Source organism: Kytococcus sedentarius (genome assembly GCF_041937525.1).
Taxonomy (GTDB): domain Bacteria; phylum Actinomycetota; class Actinomycetes; order Actinomycetales; family Dermatophilaceae; genus Kytococcus; species Kytococcus sedentarius_A.
The window spans coordinates 2,298,752-2,315,703 of record NZ_CP169391.1 but is presented as its reverse complement, the minus strand read 5'-3'; the positions used below and the strand labels follow the sequence as shown (position 1 = coordinate 2,315,703).

Here is a 16,952-nt window from a genome sequence, read left to right as displayed (position 1 = left end):
GACCTTCACCCCGCGCCATGCGGCTCGGGCAGCGCCCGGGGGTTCTCCCACAACTAGCAACCAACGTTCTAGTTGCCGTAAGAGTACATGCGCGGCCACAACTAGGACAAATCCGCCTCCCCGCCACCCTCCACCAGCCGGGACAGCGCCCCGGCAATCTGTGCGTCCCGGCCTTGGGCGGCGTGCTGGTACCGCAGTGCGGCGGCGGGCGTCGAGTGCCCGATACGCGCCATCAGCTCGGGGACGGTCGCCCCAGCCTGCGCCGCCAGCGTGGCCCCCGTGTGCCGCAAGTCGTGCCAGCGCATGCCAGGCACCCCAGCGGCCTCGGCGGCAGGACGCCACGACAGGTTGAGCGTCGAGCGCTGCAAGTACGTGTCAGGGTCACGTGGCGACGGCCACAGCAGCGCGTCATCGCGCTGCGGGGTGTACTCCGCCAGGTGCCGGGCCAGCACCTCGGACACGTGAGGCGGCACGGCCACGTCGCGCACGCCGTGCGCCGTCTTGGGCGGCCCCACCAGCCATGCGCCCTTCACGCGGGAGACGGCCCGCCGGACCTTCACCACGAAGGTGCCGTTCGGCAGGCGGTCCACGTCGCCACGCCGCAGCTCCAGGGCCTCACCGAGCCGTAGCCCGCACCACGCCGTCACCAAGAGCAACGCCTGCAACCGCTGGGGCATCACCGAGGTGGCGACGGCGATTTGCTGGGGCGTCATCACTTCCACGTGGTGCATGCGCGGCTTGCGGCCGGCATTGCGGAGCGTGCACGGGTTCCGTGACAGCAGTTGGTCGTCTACGGCAGTGCCGAGGATCGTGCGGAGCAGCGAGTACGCCTGAGCGCGGGCAGTAGGCCCAGTCTCCAAGTTGTCGAACCACCCGCGCACCTGAGGCGACGTGATGCCGTCGAGCGGGACCGCGCCCAGCGTCGGCAGCACGTGGCGGTCAAGCAGCCCGCGATACAGGATGACCGTCCGGGGGCGCAGCTCGCGGCGCGCCAGCCAGTGGTCGGCGTACTCCCTGAGCGTGGGCAGCGGCGCATCGTCCCGTTGGTCCGGTGCCCGCCAGTCGGGGCGCTCCACCAGCGCACGCTCGGCGGCCAACCAGGCTTCACCGTCCATCTTCGCGGTGAAGGTGTGGGGGGCCTTATGCCGTGCGCCATCCGGTCCGATGTAGGACGCCTGCCAGCGCTTGCTCGGCAGTCGCCGCAGGTGGCCGAATCCTCGGCGCGTGCCCTTCCTCGCCACGTCATCCCCTATCGCATGCGACCTACGTGCAACAGTAGTGTACAGTCGTGACCGCTGGTGGCCGCACATGACCACCGGCAGCACGTAGAGAACAGCGCGACGGCGGGCTTTTTTGGCTCAATCCCAACACTTCCGCAGTCGGTCGTGTCGCAGGTTCGAATCCTGCCGGGGGCGCCGCGCCGATTCCGCGTCATACTGCCGATTCTGGCTCGCATGGCGGGGCTTCCCTGTCCTGTCATGCACTCGTCTTGCGCTCTCGCTGGCCCTGCGGTGGTCTTGCCCCGGCCAGAACCCATCTGATCGTCGCCTTTGGGGCGCTGACCCATCTGTTCGTCGCTGCTGGGGCCCTGGGAGCCGGATTTCCCCCAACCGCGACGAATGGATGGCGCAGCCCCCAAGAACGACGAACGGATGGGGTTCCGGTCACCCCGGGCCCGGCAGCACCCCGAGATGCACCAGCCAGCGCGCGCAGGCATCCGCCCACTGCGCCGTGTGCGGGATGCACTCGTGTCCGTGCTCGCCGAAGGCCCGCCCGTCCGCAAGGCCCACCCCGTGCCAGCCCTCCGGGTAGACGTGGAGCTCCACCGGCACCTCGTGCTCGGCCAGCGCCCGCGCCCATTCGAGCGCGTTGGGCAGGCCGGGAGGGTCCTGCGCGGTGGTCCAGACGAACGTCGGGGGCGTCACCGCATCGATGCTGCGCGCGGGTGAGAGCTCCCCAGCCAGCCCGATGTCCTCACCCAGCAACGCCTCGACAGCGCCGCGGGGGAGCAGGTCGAGGTCAGCCACCCCGTAGGACTGGATGTGGAAGGCCGGCCGCGGCACCCGGCTCACCGGGGGTTCCACGGACAGGACCACTCCCGTGGCCAGCAGCCCTGCCAACAGACCGCCGGCACTGGACCCGACCACCCCCACCCGGGCGCCGTCGACACCGGGCATGAGCGCGCCGGACTGCAGGGCGTCGAGTGCGGCCCGGGCCTGTTGGAGCGCCATCGGGAAGGGCCGGGGTCGCAGGCGGTAGTGCAGCACCGCGGCTGCGACGCCGAGGGAGTTCCACCACCGGGCGTACCCCTCACCCTCGTGGGCGGTGAGCTCGCGGAAGCCTCCCCCGGGGAGCACGAGCATTGCTGGCCGGCGGCCAGCATCAGTCAGCGCGTGCCCCGCATCGAGACGGGCGCGGCCCGCATCGAGGGGGTAGAGGTCCACGGTGAGTTCCACACCGTGGTGGTCCAGGTGGACGGTCCGGGTCGTGCCGGACGAGCTGCCCTCAGCCATGGGAGGGCGAAGCAGGCGAGGTCATCGCGCTCCTTCGAGTTCCGCGCCTCCATGCCCGGCACGGTCTGCCACCGCACGCGACGCTGCGGCGACGCTACCACCGCGCACGCGCCGAGCCCCGGGCGCTGCTGCGCTCCGGGGCTCGGCTGTGGTGCTGGGTCTGGCGTGGGTCAGTCGACCTGCTCGGCCAGCTTGGAGAGGGACTCCTCGAGGCCCTCCTGCTGCACCAGCGGGAAGCCGACCTTCTCCAGCAGGGCCTGGTCGGTGACCTCGCTCCAGTCGTAGTTCACGGAGACCAGCGTGGAGTCCGGACCCTGGGACTCGAGCGTCCAGGTCCACTCCCAGCCGGGCGGCTCGGTGCCCGCCGGCGCGGTCTTCCAGGCGATGCGCTGGTTCTTGGAGTACCCGGTGACGTGGTTGTCCACCTGGTACTCACCGCCCATGTGCTCACCCTCCATGTTCATCGTGAACACCTGACCGACCTCGGTGATGCGGTCGCCGTGGTCCACGGAGCGGATGAAGCCGGAACCGTCCATCTCCACGTGGTTCTGCGGGAGGGACAGCACCTCGAAGATCGCCTCGGTGGACGCCGGGATCTCGCGCTGCGCGCTGATGTTGGTGGGCTTGTCGTTCATGAGCACCTCCTGGGTGTTCTGGCCGGGCAGTGGTGCTGCCACGCCCGGTCCCACGGACCGTGGGAACTGCCCTCCACGCTAACGGCTCGCCCCTGCGGCGGCGAGGCGGAGGGTGCGGGATGAAGGGGGGCGACCGGGTCAAGCAGGCTGCGCGGACACGGGTCCGGGCCGGCGAACCCCCCCCCCTATGCTCGCTCCATGCTCATCGTTGAGGACCTGCTCCTGCTCCTGACCAGCGACGACGGCACCCCCGAGAGCGTGCTGACCCCCAAGCGGTACGGCTACGTCGCGGCCGTGGTGACCGACCTGGTGCTGGCCGAGCGCGTGACGCTCAGTGACGACCGGGATCCCCGCGTCACCGTGATCTCGACCGAGCCCACCGGCCACCGCGCGCTCGACCCTGCACTGCAGCGACTGGTCGAGAAGGACGGCGCCAAGCTGTCGTCGCTGCTGCACGACCGGAAGCTCACGCCCGAGGAGGACACCGTGGCCTCCCTCGCCGACGCCGGGATCATCTCCATCGAGGAGCGGCGCATGCTGGGCCTCGTGCCGGAGAAGCACCCCGTGCAGGACCCCGCTCCGGAGCGCGAGGTGCGGGAGCATCTCCGGACGGCGCTCTCGGGCGGATCCATCACCCTCCACGAGGCCAGCCTGCTCTCGATCCTGGCCGGGCTCGACGTGGCGTACAAGGTCCTGGACGAGGAGTCCGGCGGCCTCGACAAGCGCTCCTTGAAGAAGCGCATCGAGGAGGTCACGAGCTCCGTGGAGTCCAGCGGCCCCGTCAACGCCACGGTCAAGCGAGCCGTCGACTCGATGAACGCCGCCCTGATCACGGCCACGATCATCCCGGCAGCCACCGGGGGGTACAGCGGCTGACGCCCCGGTGGCCGCCCGGGCCCGCCGGCGCCACGGCTCAGTCCGTGACGCGCAGGTCGTCCACGGTCCGGACCGTGGCGCCGGCGATGGCGTCGTACCGCCCCGGCGTGCAGGTCAGCACCAACACCTGGGCGTGCGCCCCCGCCCGCTCCAGGGCCCGGGCCATCCGCAGCAGCCGGTCGGGGTCGGACCAGCCGAGCGCGTCGTCGAGCACCACCGGCATCCCCTCATCGGGGTCGATCACCCGGGCCACGGCCAGCCGTGAGAGCACGGCCAGCTGCTCGCGCGCCCCGGTGGACAGGGACTCCACCGGCACCGGTCGACCGTCCACCGACCGCGAGACCACGGACAGGTCCGGCGCGACGTCCACCGCGAAGCCGTCCCCGTGCAGCACGGCACCCAGGTCCTCCAACGCCTCACGGAAGGGGCGCACGTAGCTGGCCTGGGCCTCGGCCCGCCGGGAACGCAGCGTCTCCACCAACAGCCGCAGGGCACCGGCCCGGGCCTCCACGCGTGCCAGCTCCACCGCCACGTGCTCCAGCCGGGTGGCCGCGGCATCCAGGTCTTCAGCGCGTCCCTCCTGACCGGCCTGGGCCAGCATCGCCTCGGCCCGCAGGTGCTCGTCACGTGCCCGGCGGTGGCGCTCCTGCGCCCGCTCGCCCGCGACCCGGGCCGACTCCAGGTCGTCCTGCTCCACCGGCCCGACGGCCTCCAGTGCCTCGCGCCGCTGCGCCTCCACCGCCTCCGCGGCGGTCACCGCCTCCGCGGCCGAACCGACGCGCACGGCCAGCTCCTCGTCGCCAGCGACCTCCCGGGCCGCCACGACCCTCTCACCCACGCGGCGGGCCGCCGCGCGAGCACCCTCGTGCTGCACCTCGGCACGGTCCAGCTCGGCCCTGCGCGTGGCCAGCAGCTCCTTGGCAGCGGACTCCTGGGTCCGCCGCGTCTCGGCCTCCTCGCGTGCAGTCTCCAGGGCGACACGGGCCGCCACAGCAGCCTCCTCCGCACTGGCCAGCGACGGCACCTCGCCCTCGGCCTGCTCCACCCGCTCCACGGCCCGCATGTGCTCCTCACGCCAGTCCTCCAGCGTGCGCCCCTCCAGGACCGCGGTGAGCTGCTCCTCGACCTCCGTGCGGTCCGCGGCCGCACGCTGCACCGCTGCGTGCAGGCGATGGGCATCGGCCACGTCCTGAGCACCCACCGCGGCCAACGCGTCCGCGAGCGCCCGACGGGCCTGCTCCACCTCCGAGTCGTCCGCACCGGCAGGCGGCAGCACGTGCACCTCGACGCCCGCCACCTCCACGAGTGTCGCCGCCCCCACCACGGACTCCCACGGACGGTCGCCAGCCGGCAGCTCCTCCCCATCGACCTGGACCGGCACTCCGGCATCGCCGGCGATCCGCACGCGGGGGTTCGCAGCATCGCGACGCGCCAGGGCCGACCGCAGCGCGTCCTCCGCCGAGATGATGCGGGCGAGCGCCGCGTCGTCCACCACGTCGCCCTCCAGGAGGGACTCCACTCCGCGGAGCTTGGCCCGCAGCGCGTCCAGCCGCTCCACGGCGCGCTGCAGCGAGGCCACCTCCGCCGCCGCCCGCGCCAGCACGACCGTCTGGTCCGCGGCGGCAGCAGCCTCCCGCGCCTCGCGCTCACTGGTCTCCGCGTCCTCACGACGCGCCGCGAGCCCGGTCGCCTCCTGCTGCGCCAGGTCCCGCGGCTCCAGGGCAGCCTGGCGTGCCCGGTCCGCCTCCTGCGCCGCCTCCTCGGCCTCACCGAGCTCCTTCACCAGCGCCTCGCGGGCGACGTTGTCGGCCTCCGCCCGCTCGTGGTCACGCCGCGCCTGGGCCAGCGACTCGCGGGCAGCAGCCAGGGCCACCCGCTCGGACTCCGTCGCCTCCCACCGCTGCTCCAGCGCCTCCCGACGCTCCTGCGCAGCGGCCGCGGACTCCGCCGCCCGCTCCACGGCGACCCGCAGCTCCTCGACCCGCCGCACGTCCTCCTCGATGGCGTCCACGGCCTGCCGTGCGCGGCTCTCCTCGGCCTCGGCCTCCTCGTGGGCGGCCCGCAGCCGGGCGAGCTCACCGGTGGCGCGCCAGGTGCTCGTCCAGAAGGCACCCGCATCGGCCTCCACCCGCTCCACGAGGCTGGCCGCCTGCTCCACGGCCTGCCCGCTGTCGCCCCCGGAGGCAGCGTCCAGCGCAGCAGCCAGGCTCTGCGAGGCGTCCAGGCCGGAGACCGTCAACGGCCCCTCCTGCAGCAGCTGCAGCGCCTTGCGCAGGCTCTCGTCCCCGTGCTCCTCCAGCAGCCCCAGCACGTGGTTGTGCGCGTCGTCGCCGGTGAGCTGCTGCCCGCCGGCCCCGTGGGCGCGGAACTCCGTGCGGGGCGAGCGCAACCACTGCTTGGTGTACGTGAACCGCTGCCCACCGACCGTCAGTTCCGCGGTGACGCGCGGCGCCTCATCGCGCCCGATGGGCTGGCAGTCCTTGACGTACTGCTTCTTGGACGAGGCCTTCTCGGCCAGCAGCATGTCCAGCGCCTTGACCAGGGTGCTCTTGCCGGCCTCGTTGGGTCCCTCCACGACCAGCACCCCGGAGTCCGGCACCTCGAGCCGGTAGTGGTCGATGCCGCGGTAGTCCTGGACCTCCACCTGGTGGATCCTCATGCTCGCTCCCCTGCCGTCGCGTAGCGGTGCAGCAGGCGCAGGGCGTCCGATGCGGCGGCCGCCCCCTCACCCCCGCCCTCGGACTGTTCCTTCAGGTCCGCGGCCGCCTGCGCCACGTATCCGCCGATGCCGATGTCGCTCAGCTCCGCGTCGTCCGGCACCACCACCACATCGGTGTGGCGGTCCCAGGCGAACGCCGCCGCGAAGGTGTCCTCCGCCCACTCCAACAGCTCCTGCAGCGCGGCGTCGTCCGTCAGCGACAGGGTGCCGGTCAGCGCGTGTCGCAACAGCACGGTGGACTTGTCCTCCACCGCCTGCCACTGCTCCCGCAGCCGGGCCACGTCCTCGGCGGAGTTCACCTCCTCCCGCACCTCGAGCATGCGCCAGGTGCCCACATGGACCACCTCGGCGCTCGGCGAGGCACCCTCGTCGGCGAGGTCCACGACCAGCACGTCCCCCACATCGCTGTCGCGGAAGTCGGTCACCTCCACGGCACCCGAGTAGTGCACCAGCCCGCTGGAGTCCACCCAGCGGGAGTGCCGGTCCCCCAGGGCCACCCAGTGCACCAGCCCCGCATCCAACGCCTGCCGGATGCGGTCACCGTCCAGTGCCGAGACCCGTCGGCCGGGATCCAGCTCGGCCAGCTGCCCGTGGGCGACGAGCACCCGCCTCACCCCCTCGTCCGGCGGCTCCAGTTCGTCCAGCGCCGCCGCCACCACGTCGTGGTCGGGCTGGTTGGTGCTCAGCGGCACCCCCACCAGCTCCACCCCCGGCGCCACCTCGACCGGCTCGCTGTCCCGCAGCACGTGCACGTGGTCCAGCCCCGCCTCGGTGAAGGCGGTGGAGTCGTACACCGACGCCGCGTTCAGCGCATCGTGGTTGCCGGGCAGCAGGTACACCGGCACAGGCACCTGCCGCAGCGCCTCCATGGCCCGACGCACCGTCTCGCGCCGCAGGTGGTTGGAGTCGAACACGTCCCCCGCCACCACCATGAACGCGCAGTCGTGCTCGGCCGCCACCGCCCCCGCCCGGACCACCGCATCGTTCCGGGCCTGTGTGAACCGGGCCTGGTCGTCGGCGTCCAGCCAGTGGCGGGTCATGCCCCACTGCCAGTCACTGGTCTGCAAGAACCTCATGGCGGCACCGTAGAGCGTCCCTCCGACAACATCTCCCCGGCATCCACAACCGTCGCGCCAGCACTGCTCCACCGCGCCACAACACAGTCACGTGAGTCCCGCGCGCAGGAGGCAGGCGCAACGCCCCGCTCACCCCAGGGCCACGCCCAGCTCCGCCCCCACCCGCGCCGCACCGGCACAGAGCACCCAGGTGGCCACCGCCAGGGCCAGGGCCGTCCCCCACTCACCGGCCGCCACCCGTCGCGCCACCTGCACCACGGCGGTCGAGAAGGTGCTCAACGCCCCCGCCAGCCCCGCCCCCCACAGCCACCAGTCCACCCCCAGGATCCTCGATGCGGTGAGCGTCGGCGCCATCGGCGCCTCACCGAGGACGCTCCCCAGCAGCACCTCCCCGCCCGCCAGGAAGCCCAGCAGCACGCTCGCCAGGAGGTTGGCCACCAGCACCCCGGCCTCCGCCACGCGCGGACTCCACCGCTGGGCCGCGGCGTCGGCCCCGTGCCGCAGCACCGCACCGAGGGCACCGCCGAGGGCCACGCACAGGACGACCGTGGGCGCCACCATCACCGGACACCCCCGGCACCGCCCACGGCAGGGTCCCCGCCGCGCCCGCGCAGCACTGCCCCCACCTGCAGACCCAGCGCCGCCAGCAGCACACCCGCGGCCAGCAGCACCGGACCGCTCCAGAACCACGCCCAGGAGCCGGCCATCAGCACGGCCCAGGCGCTCACGGTGGTGAACCCCCCGAGCACCCCGGTGCCCCAGAAGGCGAGGGCGAGCGGGCGACGGCCGCGCCACACCGCATCGAGAACCCCCAGGGCGAGGGCTCCCGCGAGGTTCACCGCCAGCACCCCGGCCTCGGTTCCCCAGGCCTCGGCGAGCAGCACCCGGGCCACCGCACCGACGGCGCCCCCGAGCCCGACCAGGACCCAGGGGCGCCACCCGCTCACGACGACTCCGCTCAGCCGCGTCGGCGCAGGCGACGCTGCGCGCCGGCGGCCTTCACCAGCTCGTCGGTCTCGTCGTCGAACTGGCCGAGGATCTGCTCGAGGATGTCCTCCATGGCCACCATGCCGACCTTGCGGCCGGCCGGGTCGGCCACCATCGCCAGCTGCGCACGGTGCTGACGCATCAGTCCGGCGGCGTCGATGAGGGGCACGTCCCGGCGCAGGGTGGGCATCTGCTGACGCAGGTCCACCACGCCCGGGTTGGCCCCCGTGGACAGGGCCGTCACCGCATCGCGCACGTGGACCAGGCCCACGTGGCGCTGGCCGTGCGTGACGATGAGGCGCGAGCGCCCCGTCTCCTTGCTCATCGCCTCCACGTCGGCCGCGGTGGCGGTCACGTCGATGGTGACGAGCTCGCGCAGCGGGCGGGTGATCTGCGAGAGGTCCTGGTTCTCCAGCCGGAAGGCACCGGCCAGCAGGCGCGCGTCCTCGTCCGGCAGCGACCCGGCCTCCTGCGAGGTGGACATCAGGCGCTGCAGCTCGGCGGGGCCGTGCTCCTCCTCGATGGTGTCCACGGCCTCCACACCGAACAGGCGCAGCAGGATGTTGGTGAACTCGTTGAGCAGCCAGATGAACGGCTTGGTGATCATGGCGAAGGCCCGGAACGGCAGGGCGATCGCCACCGCGGCCGTCTCGGGGTGGGCGATCGCCCACGACTTCGGTGCCATCTCACCGACCACCATGTGCAGGAAGGTGACCAGGCTCAGGGCGATCACCAGCGCGATGGGGTGGGTCAGCGCCGTGGGGACGCTCAGCGCCTCCAGCACCGGCTCCAGCAGGTGGGCGATGGCGGGCTCGGCCATGGCACCCAGGCCCAGCGTCGCCAGCGTGATGCCGAGCTGGCTCGCGGCCAGCATCAGCGACAGCTCCTTGCTGGAGGCCACGGCGGCGCGGGCGGCCCGGCCACCCTTCTCGGCGCGGTCCTCCAGGCGGTGCCGCTTGGCGGCCATGATGCCGAACTCGGCGGCGACGAAGAACCCGTTCAGCGCCAGCAGCAGGACGGAGATCAGAAGCTTCTCGACGTCTCCCATCAGGCCACCTCCTCCACGTCGTCGACCGTCACCGGGGCGAGCACCACCTCATCGGGCACGTGGCGTTCCACGGCCACGACCTCCAGGGAGGTGGACGCGCGCAGCGGGGCGCCGTCCGCATCGCGGACGATCCAGCTGATCTCCGCGACGTCGCCGGGCTCGGTCACGCGGCCCAAGGTCTTCAGCACGAGGCCGGAGAGGGTGTCGTAGTCCTCCCCCTCGGGCAGGGTGATCGAGGTGAACTTGCGCACCTCGTCCAGGCGGAGGTTCGCGGGCAGCAGCCACGTGCCGTCGGCGCGCTCCGTGGCCGGCGACTCCTCCTCGTCGTCCTCGTCGAGGATGTCCCCGACGACCTCCTCGGCGATGTCCTCGAAGGAGACCACGCCGGCGAAGCCGCCGTGCTCGTCCACGACCACCGCGATCTGGCGGTGGCGGTGGCGCAGCTCCTCCAGGGCCTTGGTCACGCCCAACGAGGTGGGCAGCAGCACCGCCTCGTCCACGATCTTGTTGACGCTGGTGGTGGCGCGCTCCTCGAGCGGCACCCCGAGGACGTCGGAGATGCTCACCACACCCACGATGTCGTCGATGTCGCGCCCGTACACCGGGTAGCGGCTGTGGCCGGTGGCCAGCATCTCCACCAGCTCGGCCACGGACTCGTCGGCGCTGATGGTCTCCACGTCCACGCGCGGGGTCATCACCTCACCGACCGTGCGGTGGCGGAAGGCCAGGCCGCGGTCGAGCAGGTCCTGCAGCTCGTCGTCCAGCAGGCCGCTGGCGTGGGACTGGTCGATGATGCGCTGCAGGTCCTCCGGCGTGGCGCCCGAGGCGAGCTCCTCCACCGGCTCGATGCCCACCTTGCGCAGCAGCCAGTTGGAGGACGTGTCGAAGAAGCGGACGATGGGGCCCGCCACCTTCAGGTAGGCCTCGGTGGGGGCGGCGATGGCGCGGGCCACGGGGACGGCGCGGGCGATGGAGAGGTTCTTGGGGCCGAGCTCACCCAGCACCATCTGCACGATGGTGGAGAAGAGCAGCACACCCAGCGAGATGGCGATGGCCGTGGCGGCGCGGGAGGCGTTCTCCGCACCCACCAGCTCGCGCAGGCCGGCGCCGATGAGGGGCTCGGCGGCGTAGCCGACCAGGAGGGTGGTGACGGTGATGCCGAACTGGGCGCCGGAGAGCAGGAAGGACAGGCGGCTCGTGAGGTCGTAGGCGCGCTGTGCCTTCTTGTCACCCCCCTCGGCCCGTGTCTTCAGCTCGGTGCGGTCCACGGAGACGTAGGCGAACTCCTGCGCCACGAAGAAGCCCGTGAAGGCTGTGAGAACGAGGACTGTGAGAACGCCGAGGGCGATTAACACGAGGGGATTCTCTCCGACTTCTTGTCTGGATTACTTGGGATCTTGCGGACTTCGGCCGTCGACACGGCTGACGAAGACGTGGGAGGCGATCTCGCGCGGGAGGGAGACCCCACCGGAGGCGTTCTCACCGAGGCCGCGGGCCACGATGCGGTCGTCGGACTGGGCCTCGACCTCGATGCGCTCCCCGGGCAGCACGCCGGCCTCGGTGAGGAGGGCGAGTGCCTCCCCATCGACCTGGACGGGCTCGCCGATGCGGCGGACGAACACGGCGTCGTGGCCGTCACGGACCACGTCCACCAGGGACTCCACGCCGTCGCGGAAGGTCTTGCCCTGCACACCGCCGAGCTCCTCGAGCCCGGGGATGGGGTTGCCGTAGGGGGACTCCTCGGAGTTCTCCAGCAGGGCCAGGATCTTGCGCTCCACGCGGTCGCTCATGACGTGCTCCCAGCGGCAGGCCTCGTCGTGGACGTACTCCCACTCGAGTCCGATGACGTCCACCAGCAGGCGCTCGGCCAACCGGTGCTTGCGCTCGATGCGGGTGGCCAGCTGCCGCCCCTCGTCGGTGAGGGTGAGGTGGCGGTCCTCGCCGAGGGTCACCAGGCCGTCGCGCTCCATGCGGGCGATCGTCTGGGAGACCGTCGGGCCGGAGTGCCCCAGGCGCTCGGCAATGCGCGCGCGCAGGGCCGGGATGCCCTCCTCGTCGAGCTCGTAGATCGTCTTGAGGTACATCTCGGTGGTGTCGATGAGGTCACTCACCTGGGCCTGCCTTCCGTGGCACGTGCGGAGGCGCCAGTGTACGGGGTCCGGCGCCCGGCTTGTTAGGCGACCCTCACCCCGCCGGAGGCATGGACGCGCGAGGGAGGTTCGGCTCAGGGCTGCAGCAGGCTGTGGGTCCAGGCGGTGTCGTCGTCCATCGGCAGCAGCAGGCCGCGTTGGCCTGCGGCCGGCTGGGTGTGGTCCACCGGCTCGACGAGCTCCCAGCGCCACCGGTCGTGCATGCGGGACTGGCGGCCGGTCCACACCTCCACCTCGTAGGGGCGCACCAGGTAGCCACCCCAGTGGTCCGGGGTGGGCACGTCGTCGCGACGCGAGCGGTCGGGCCACTGCGCGGCCAGCTCCTCCTCGCGCGCGACCAGCTCGGCGCGGGAACCCAGCGGGTGGGACTGGAGGCTGGCGTGGGCGCTGATGCGGGCGCCCCAGGGCCGCTGCTGGAAGTAGGCGGTCACGTCCTCGCGGGGCAGCTCCTGCGCCACGCCCCGGAAACGCAGCGCCCGGAACATGCCCGGCCAGGCCCAGGTGATCGCGACGCGTGGGTCGTGACCGATCTGATCGGCCTTGGCCGACACCAGGGAGGTGTAGAAGCGCAGGCCCTCGGGCGAGACGTCGCGGCAGAGCACGGTGCGCACGTCCGGCGCCCCGTCGGCGTCCACGGTCGCCAGGGCCATCGCCCCGGGCTCGGGCACGTCACCGCGCTCCAGTGCCCGGTGGTGGGCCATGGAGACCCACTCGTTGACGACCGCCCAGGGGGCAACCGGCAGGCTGGCGGGGTCCAGACCCTCGCCGAGGTACTCCAGGCGCTGCAGACGCCGCCCGCGCAGTCGGGCCAGATCCGAGGGGTGCATGGGGCCAGCCTACGGACCCCTCCCGGGCGTCCGGGGAAGCAGGCACCACCGTCCCGCGTTGGTGAGAAGGAGTCGTGCGCGAGACACTGGAGCGCACGAGGTGAGCCCCCCAGTCGTGAGGAACACACCATGGTCAACCCCCGCGTCATCCGCAATGCCATCAAGTACGGCCCCGTGATCGCCGGTGCCGCCAAGCGGTATGGCCCCACGCTGGTGCAGGAGGCGCGCAAGCACGCACCGGGAGTGGTGGACGAGGTGGAGCGCCGCACCGGGCGACGGGTTCCGGGAAGTCGGGGGGCACGCGACGCCGACATGGCCGACGCCACTCCCCGCCAGGCGGGCAGCTTCGTGGACAACACCCCGCTGGGTGCCGCCGCGGCCAAGCGCCGGGCCACCCACCACGCCCGCACCGTGGTGGACGGGTCCATGCTGCAGACCTTCCTGCTGTCCCGCCCGGTGTGGGTGGTCTTCTCCGGGGACACCCCGGTGGGCACGCACCCGCACGTGGACACCCCCTTCAGCGAGCTGCTGCGCCACGCGGACATGGACGCCCGCATCCGCCCGCGCAAGCCGGGCCAGGCCTCCCGGCCGGGTGGACGTCCGGGGGCCGGCACGAGCCCGCAGGCCGGGGACGCTGGCCCGGGTGACCAGGGTGGCCCCGCCGCGGGCCCGGACGACGACGAGCCGCTGACCGGCACCGTCCACACCCCCTGAGCCCCACGCGAGTGGCGGGCGTGTGCTGCGCCACACGGTCTGTTTGACTGGCCCGCGTGACTCACGCACCCACCGCACCGCACTCCTCCCGCAATCTCTCGCGCACCGAGGCCGCTGCCCGGTCAGCCGCGATCAGCGACCTGAGCTACCGCATCGAGATCGATGTGCGCAGCGCACCCCAGGCCGACTGCACCACCTTCGGCACCACCACCACGCTGGACTTCACCACCACCGGCGGCCCCACCTTCCTGGACTTCCTGGGCGGGGTCGATGCGGTGACCCTGGACGGTGAGCCGCTGGCGGTCGAGGAGGTCTTCGACGGCGCCCGCATCGAGCTGCCGGAGCTCACTCCCGGCGCGCACCAGGTGGTCGTCGAGGGGGTGGGCACCTACGGTCGCACCGGGCAGGGCCTGCACCGCTTCATCGACCCGGCCGACGACCGCGTCTACCTCTACACGCACTTCGAGCCCGCCGACTGCCGCCGGCTCTACACGACCTTCGAGCAGCCGGACCTCAAGGCGGAGTTCACCTGGGTGATCACCGCCCCCAGCGACTGGGTGGTGCGCTGCAACAGCGAGGACTCCACCGCCGAGCCCGCCGAGGCCGCCACCGTCGCCGGCACGGACGTGCCCACCGGGACGCGCCACACCTTCGCCCCCACGCTGCCGATGTCCACCTACATCACCGCGATGTGCGCCGGCGACTACCACCGCGTGGAGCGCACCTGGAGCGGCACCACCGCCGAGGGCTCGACACTGGAGGTCCCGGTGGGCCTGCTGTGCCGCCAGAGCCTGGTGGAGCACTTCGACGCCGAGGAGATCTTCGAGATCACCTTCGCGGGGCTGGACTTCTTCCACCGCACCTTCGGCGTGGCCTACCCGTGGGGCACCTACGACCAGGTGTTCGTGCCCGAGTACAACCTCGGCGCCATGGAGAACCCGGGGTGCGTGACCTTCACCGAGAACTACGTCTTCCGCTCCACGCCCACCCGGTCGCAGCGCGCCACCCGGGCCAACACGATCCTGCACGAGATGGCCCACATGTGGTTCGGCGACCTCGTGACCATGGAGTGGTGGAACGACCTGTGGCTCAAGGAGTCCTTCGCCGAGCTGCTGGGCACGCAGGGCAGCGCGGACTCCACCGAGTTCACCGACGCCTGGGTGGCCTTCTCCACGGCCCGCAAGCTGTGGGCCTACCACGTGGACCAGATGCCCTCCACGCACCCGGTGGTCGCGGAGATCGAGGACCTCGAGGCCGCCCGCCAGAACTTCGACGGCATCACCTACGCCAAGGGCGCGGCACTGCTGCAGAACCTCATGAACTACGTGGGCCGCGAGCAGTTCTTCGCCGGATCGACCGCCTACTTCCAGGAGCACGCCTACGGCAACACCACGCTGCCGGACCTGCTGGCCGCCCTGGAGGAGGCCTCCGGTCGCGACCTGGACGCCTGGGTGGGCCCGTGGCTGCGCACGGCTGGCGTCTCCACCCTGGGCCTGGAGCTCGAGACCTCCGATGCGGGGAGCGCCGGCTCCGCCGCGACCGTCACCGCCGCCCGCCTCACCCAGGCGTGCACGGACCCGGTGACCGATGAGGAGGTGCTGCGCCCGCACCGCCTGGCGGTGGGCACCTACGACCTGGTCGACGGCCGCCTGCAGCGCACCCGCCACGCCGAGCTGGACCTGGCCGAGGCCTCCGTGGACCTGGCCAGCGTGGACGGCCTGGCCGACCTCGTGGGAGCCGCGCAGCCCGACCTGGTGCTGCTCAACGACGGCGACCTCACCTACGCGAAGCTGGCTCTCGACGAGCGCAGCATGGCCACGCTGGTGGAGCACCTGGGCACCCTGGAGGAGGACACCTCGCGCACGGCTGCCTGGTGGGCCCTGTGGGACGCCACCCGCGACGGCCGGCTGCACGCGGCGCACTACGTGCGGGCCGCCATCGCCGGGCTGACCGACGAGCGCCACGGCGGCATGCTGGGTGCCGTGGCCGCGAACGCGCGCACCGCCATCGAGAAGTACCTGCCCGCCGAGCAGCGCGACACCTGGCGCGCCGCCTGGGCCGAGACCTGCCTGGGCAACCTCCGCGCTGCCGAGCCGGGCTCCGACGCCCAGCTGGTGTGGCAGCGGGCCTTCGGGGCAGCGGCGGCCACGCACCCCGCATCGGCGCAGGTGGCGCGCGCCTTCCTGACCGGCGACGAGCAGGTGGAGGGACTCACCTGGGAGGCCGACCGGCGCTGGGACCTGTGGAAGGCGCTGGCCGCGACCGGGGAGGCGACCCGGGAGGAGCTGGACGCCGAGCTGGAGGCCGACCGCAACAACTCCACGATCACCCACCACCTGGAGGCCGTCTCCTCGCTGCCCGGCGAGGACGGTCGACGGGCGGCCTGGCAGCGACTGCTGGAGCCGCTGTCGATGACGAACGACCACGTCTCGGCCACCATCGCCGGCATCCGCCAGCCGCTGCGCTCCGAGGAGCTCGGCTGGCTGCGTGAGGAGTACTTCGGCCGGCTCGAGGACGTCTGGGCGCAGCACGGCATGGAGATCGCCGAGCGGATCGTGCCCGGCATGTACCCCGCGGACGACCAAGCTGATGAGGCAACCCGGCAGTGGCTCGAGGCGCACCCCCAGGCACCGGCGGCGCTGCGCCGCATCGTCACCGACCGGTGGGACGACCTGCGGCGCGCGGACACGGCCCAGGACCGGGCCCGGCGAGAGGGGCCGGTGACCCCCGGCTGACCCCCGGGCCCGGCGCCGGACGGCCCCGCGCGCACCCGACGGCCCCGCTGCCGCCCCGGTGACTTCCTCACGAGTTGCTCACGAAGTCGCCAGGGTCTTGGCAGCGGGGCCGTTTCGCGCCATGGTGGGGGGACACCACAGGGAGGGTCACCATGACGAACGCACGCACCGCTGCCCACATCCTCACCGTCGGGCTCCTGCTGGGCGGGCTCACCGCCTGCACGGGGGACTCCGACGATGACTCCTCGGAGTCCAGCGAGTCCCCCACCAGCAGCGAGACCAGCTCGGAGGCGCCCAGCGAGAGCGGCACCGACGAGGAGAGCGACTCCCCCACGGAGAGCGAGTCCGGGGAGACGAGCGAGAGCCCGTCCGACGACGCCAGCGAGCCCCCTGCGGAGACGGACCCCACGACCGACCCGTCGGAGTCCGAGGAGCCGAGCGAGACCCCGTCGGACGACGCGAGCGAGCCCTCGCCGACCGACTCCGAGCCCGGGGAGACCGTGCCCAGCGACGATCCGTCGCGGATGACCGTTCCCCCGTCGGAGAGCTTCAGTGTGCTGCCGAGCCCGCCCCCGGGTGTGTCGCAGACGCCCACGCCGGAGGGGACCCCCACCAGCTGAGACGCACCCCGGTGTGGAGGGTCAGCTGAACAGCGCCGCCACCACCGGGCCC

The 16,952-nt window shown here is 72.5% G+C and carries 15 protein-coding genes; 4 read left to right on the top strand and 11 right to left on the bottom strand.

The features are described 5' to 3' along the window. Positions 1-101: 101 nt before the first annotated feature. The 3 genes from ACEY2A_RS10860 to ACEY2A_RS10850 form a co-directional block, all read right to left on the bottom strand. Positions 102-1,241, bottom strand: coding sequence for a tyrosine-type recombinase/integrase (locus tag ACEY2A_RS10860; protein ID WP_374928597.1), 1,140 nt, complete (start codon positions 1,239-1,241; stop codon positions 102-104). Between the two features lie 423 nt (positions 1,242-1,664). Then, positions 1,665-2,513 carry an alpha/beta hydrolase gene (locus ACEY2A_RS10855; protein ID WP_374928596.1) on the bottom strand — a complete coding sequence of 283 codons (849 nt, stop codon included), beginning with the start codon at positions 2,511-2,513 and terminating at the stop codon, positions 1,665-1,667. Positions 2,514-2,683: 170 nt separating this feature from the next. Further along, the gene (locus ACEY2A_RS10850) at positions 2,684-3,148 is read right to left on the bottom strand and encodes a polyketide cyclase (RefSeq protein WP_374928595.1); all 465 of its coding nucleotides are present in this window, start codon (positions 3,146-3,148) and stop codon (positions 2,684-2,686) included. A 198-nt stretch (positions 3,149-3,346) separates the two neighbouring features. On the opposite strand from ACEY2A_RS10850, the gene ACEY2A_RS10845 reads away from it, so the two are divergent. After that, positions 3,347-4,024: a GPP34 family phosphoprotein gene (locus ACEY2A_RS10845; protein ID WP_374928594.1), complete on the top strand. Its 678-nt coding sequence runs from the start codon at positions 3,347-3,349 to the stop codon at positions 4,022-4,024. A gap of 37 nt (positions 4,025-4,061) precedes the next feature. Here the strand turns inward: ACEY2A_RS10845 and ACEY2A_RS10840 are convergent, their stop codons facing one another. The 8 genes from ACEY2A_RS10840 to pdxH all read right to left on the bottom strand — a co-directional run bounded on the left by ACEY2A_RS10840 (position 4,062) and on the right by pdxH (position 12,831). Next, positions 4,062-6,683, bottom strand: a complete 2,622-nt coding sequence (locus ACEY2A_RS10840) for an AAA family ATPase (RefSeq protein ID WP_374928593.1) — start codon at positions 6,681-6,683, stop codon at positions 4,062-4,064. Further along, complete coding sequence (locus tag ACEY2A_RS10835; protein ID WP_374928592.1) at positions 6,680-7,819, bottom strand: exonuclease SbcCD subunit D; 1,140 nt, start codon at positions 7,817-7,819, stop codon at positions 6,680-6,682. The genes ACEY2A_RS10840 and ACEY2A_RS10835 overlap by 4 nt, the downstream gene beginning before the upstream one ends. A 129-nt stretch (positions 7,820-7,948) precedes the next feature. Further along, positions 7,949-8,380, bottom strand: a complete 432-nt coding sequence (locus ACEY2A_RS10830; protein ID WP_374928591.1) for a fluoride efflux transporter FluC — start codon at positions 8,378-8,380, stop codon at positions 7,949-7,951. After that, entirely contained in the window at positions 8,380-8,766 is a 387-nt protein-coding gene (locus ACEY2A_RS10825; RefSeq protein ID WP_374928590.1) for a CrcB family protein, read from the bottom strand. Before ACEY2A_RS10825 ends, ACEY2A_RS10830 begins: the two co-directional genes overlap by 1 nt. An 11-nt stretch (positions 8,767-8,777) precedes the next feature. Continuing rightward, positions 8,778-9,854 (bottom strand): hemolysin family protein, encoded by a 1,077-nt coding sequence (locus ACEY2A_RS10820; RefSeq protein ID WP_374928589.1) that lies wholly within the window; start codon positions 9,852-9,854, stop codon positions 8,778-8,780. After that, complete coding sequence (locus tag ACEY2A_RS10815) at positions 9,854-11,209, bottom strand: hemolysin family protein (RefSeq protein ID WP_374928588.1); 1,356 nt, start codon at positions 11,207-11,209, stop codon at positions 9,854-9,856. The genes ACEY2A_RS10820 and ACEY2A_RS10815 overlap by 1 nt, the downstream gene beginning before the upstream one ends. A 30-nt stretch (positions 11,210-11,239) precedes the next feature. Continuing rightward, complete coding sequence (locus ACEY2A_RS10810) at positions 11,240-11,965, bottom strand: metal-dependent transcriptional regulator (protein WP_374928587.1); 726 nt, start codon at positions 11,963-11,965, stop codon at positions 11,240-11,242. Between the two features lie 113 nt (positions 11,966-12,078). Then, the gene (gene pdxH, locus ACEY2A_RS10805) at positions 12,079-12,831 is read right to left on the bottom strand and encodes a pyridoxamine 5'-phosphate oxidase (RefSeq protein WP_374928586.1); all 753 of its coding nucleotides are present in this window, start codon (positions 12,829-12,831) and stop codon (positions 12,079-12,081) included. A gap of 129 nt (positions 12,832-12,960) precedes the next feature. On the opposite strand from pdxH, the gene ACEY2A_RS10800 reads away from it, so the two are divergent. From ACEY2A_RS10800 to ACEY2A_RS10790, 3 genes are all read left to right on the top strand, one after another. After that, a complete protein-coding gene (locus ACEY2A_RS10800; RefSeq protein WP_374928585.1) occupies positions 12,961-13,545 on the top strand; it encodes a hypothetical protein in 585 nt (194 codons plus the stop codon). 56 nt (positions 13,546-13,601) lie between these two features. Then, positions 13,602-16,280 (top strand): aminopeptidase N, encoded by a 2,679-nt coding sequence (gene pepN, locus ACEY2A_RS10795; RefSeq protein ID WP_374928584.1) that lies wholly within the window; start codon positions 13,602-13,604, stop codon positions 16,278-16,280. Positions 16,281-16,432: 152 nt separating this feature from the next. Beyond that, positions 16,433-16,900, top strand: a complete 468-nt coding sequence (locus tag ACEY2A_RS10790; RefSeq protein ID WP_374928583.1) for a hypothetical protein — start codon at positions 16,433-16,435, stop codon at positions 16,898-16,900. Positions 16,901-16,952 lie beyond the last annotated feature (52 nt).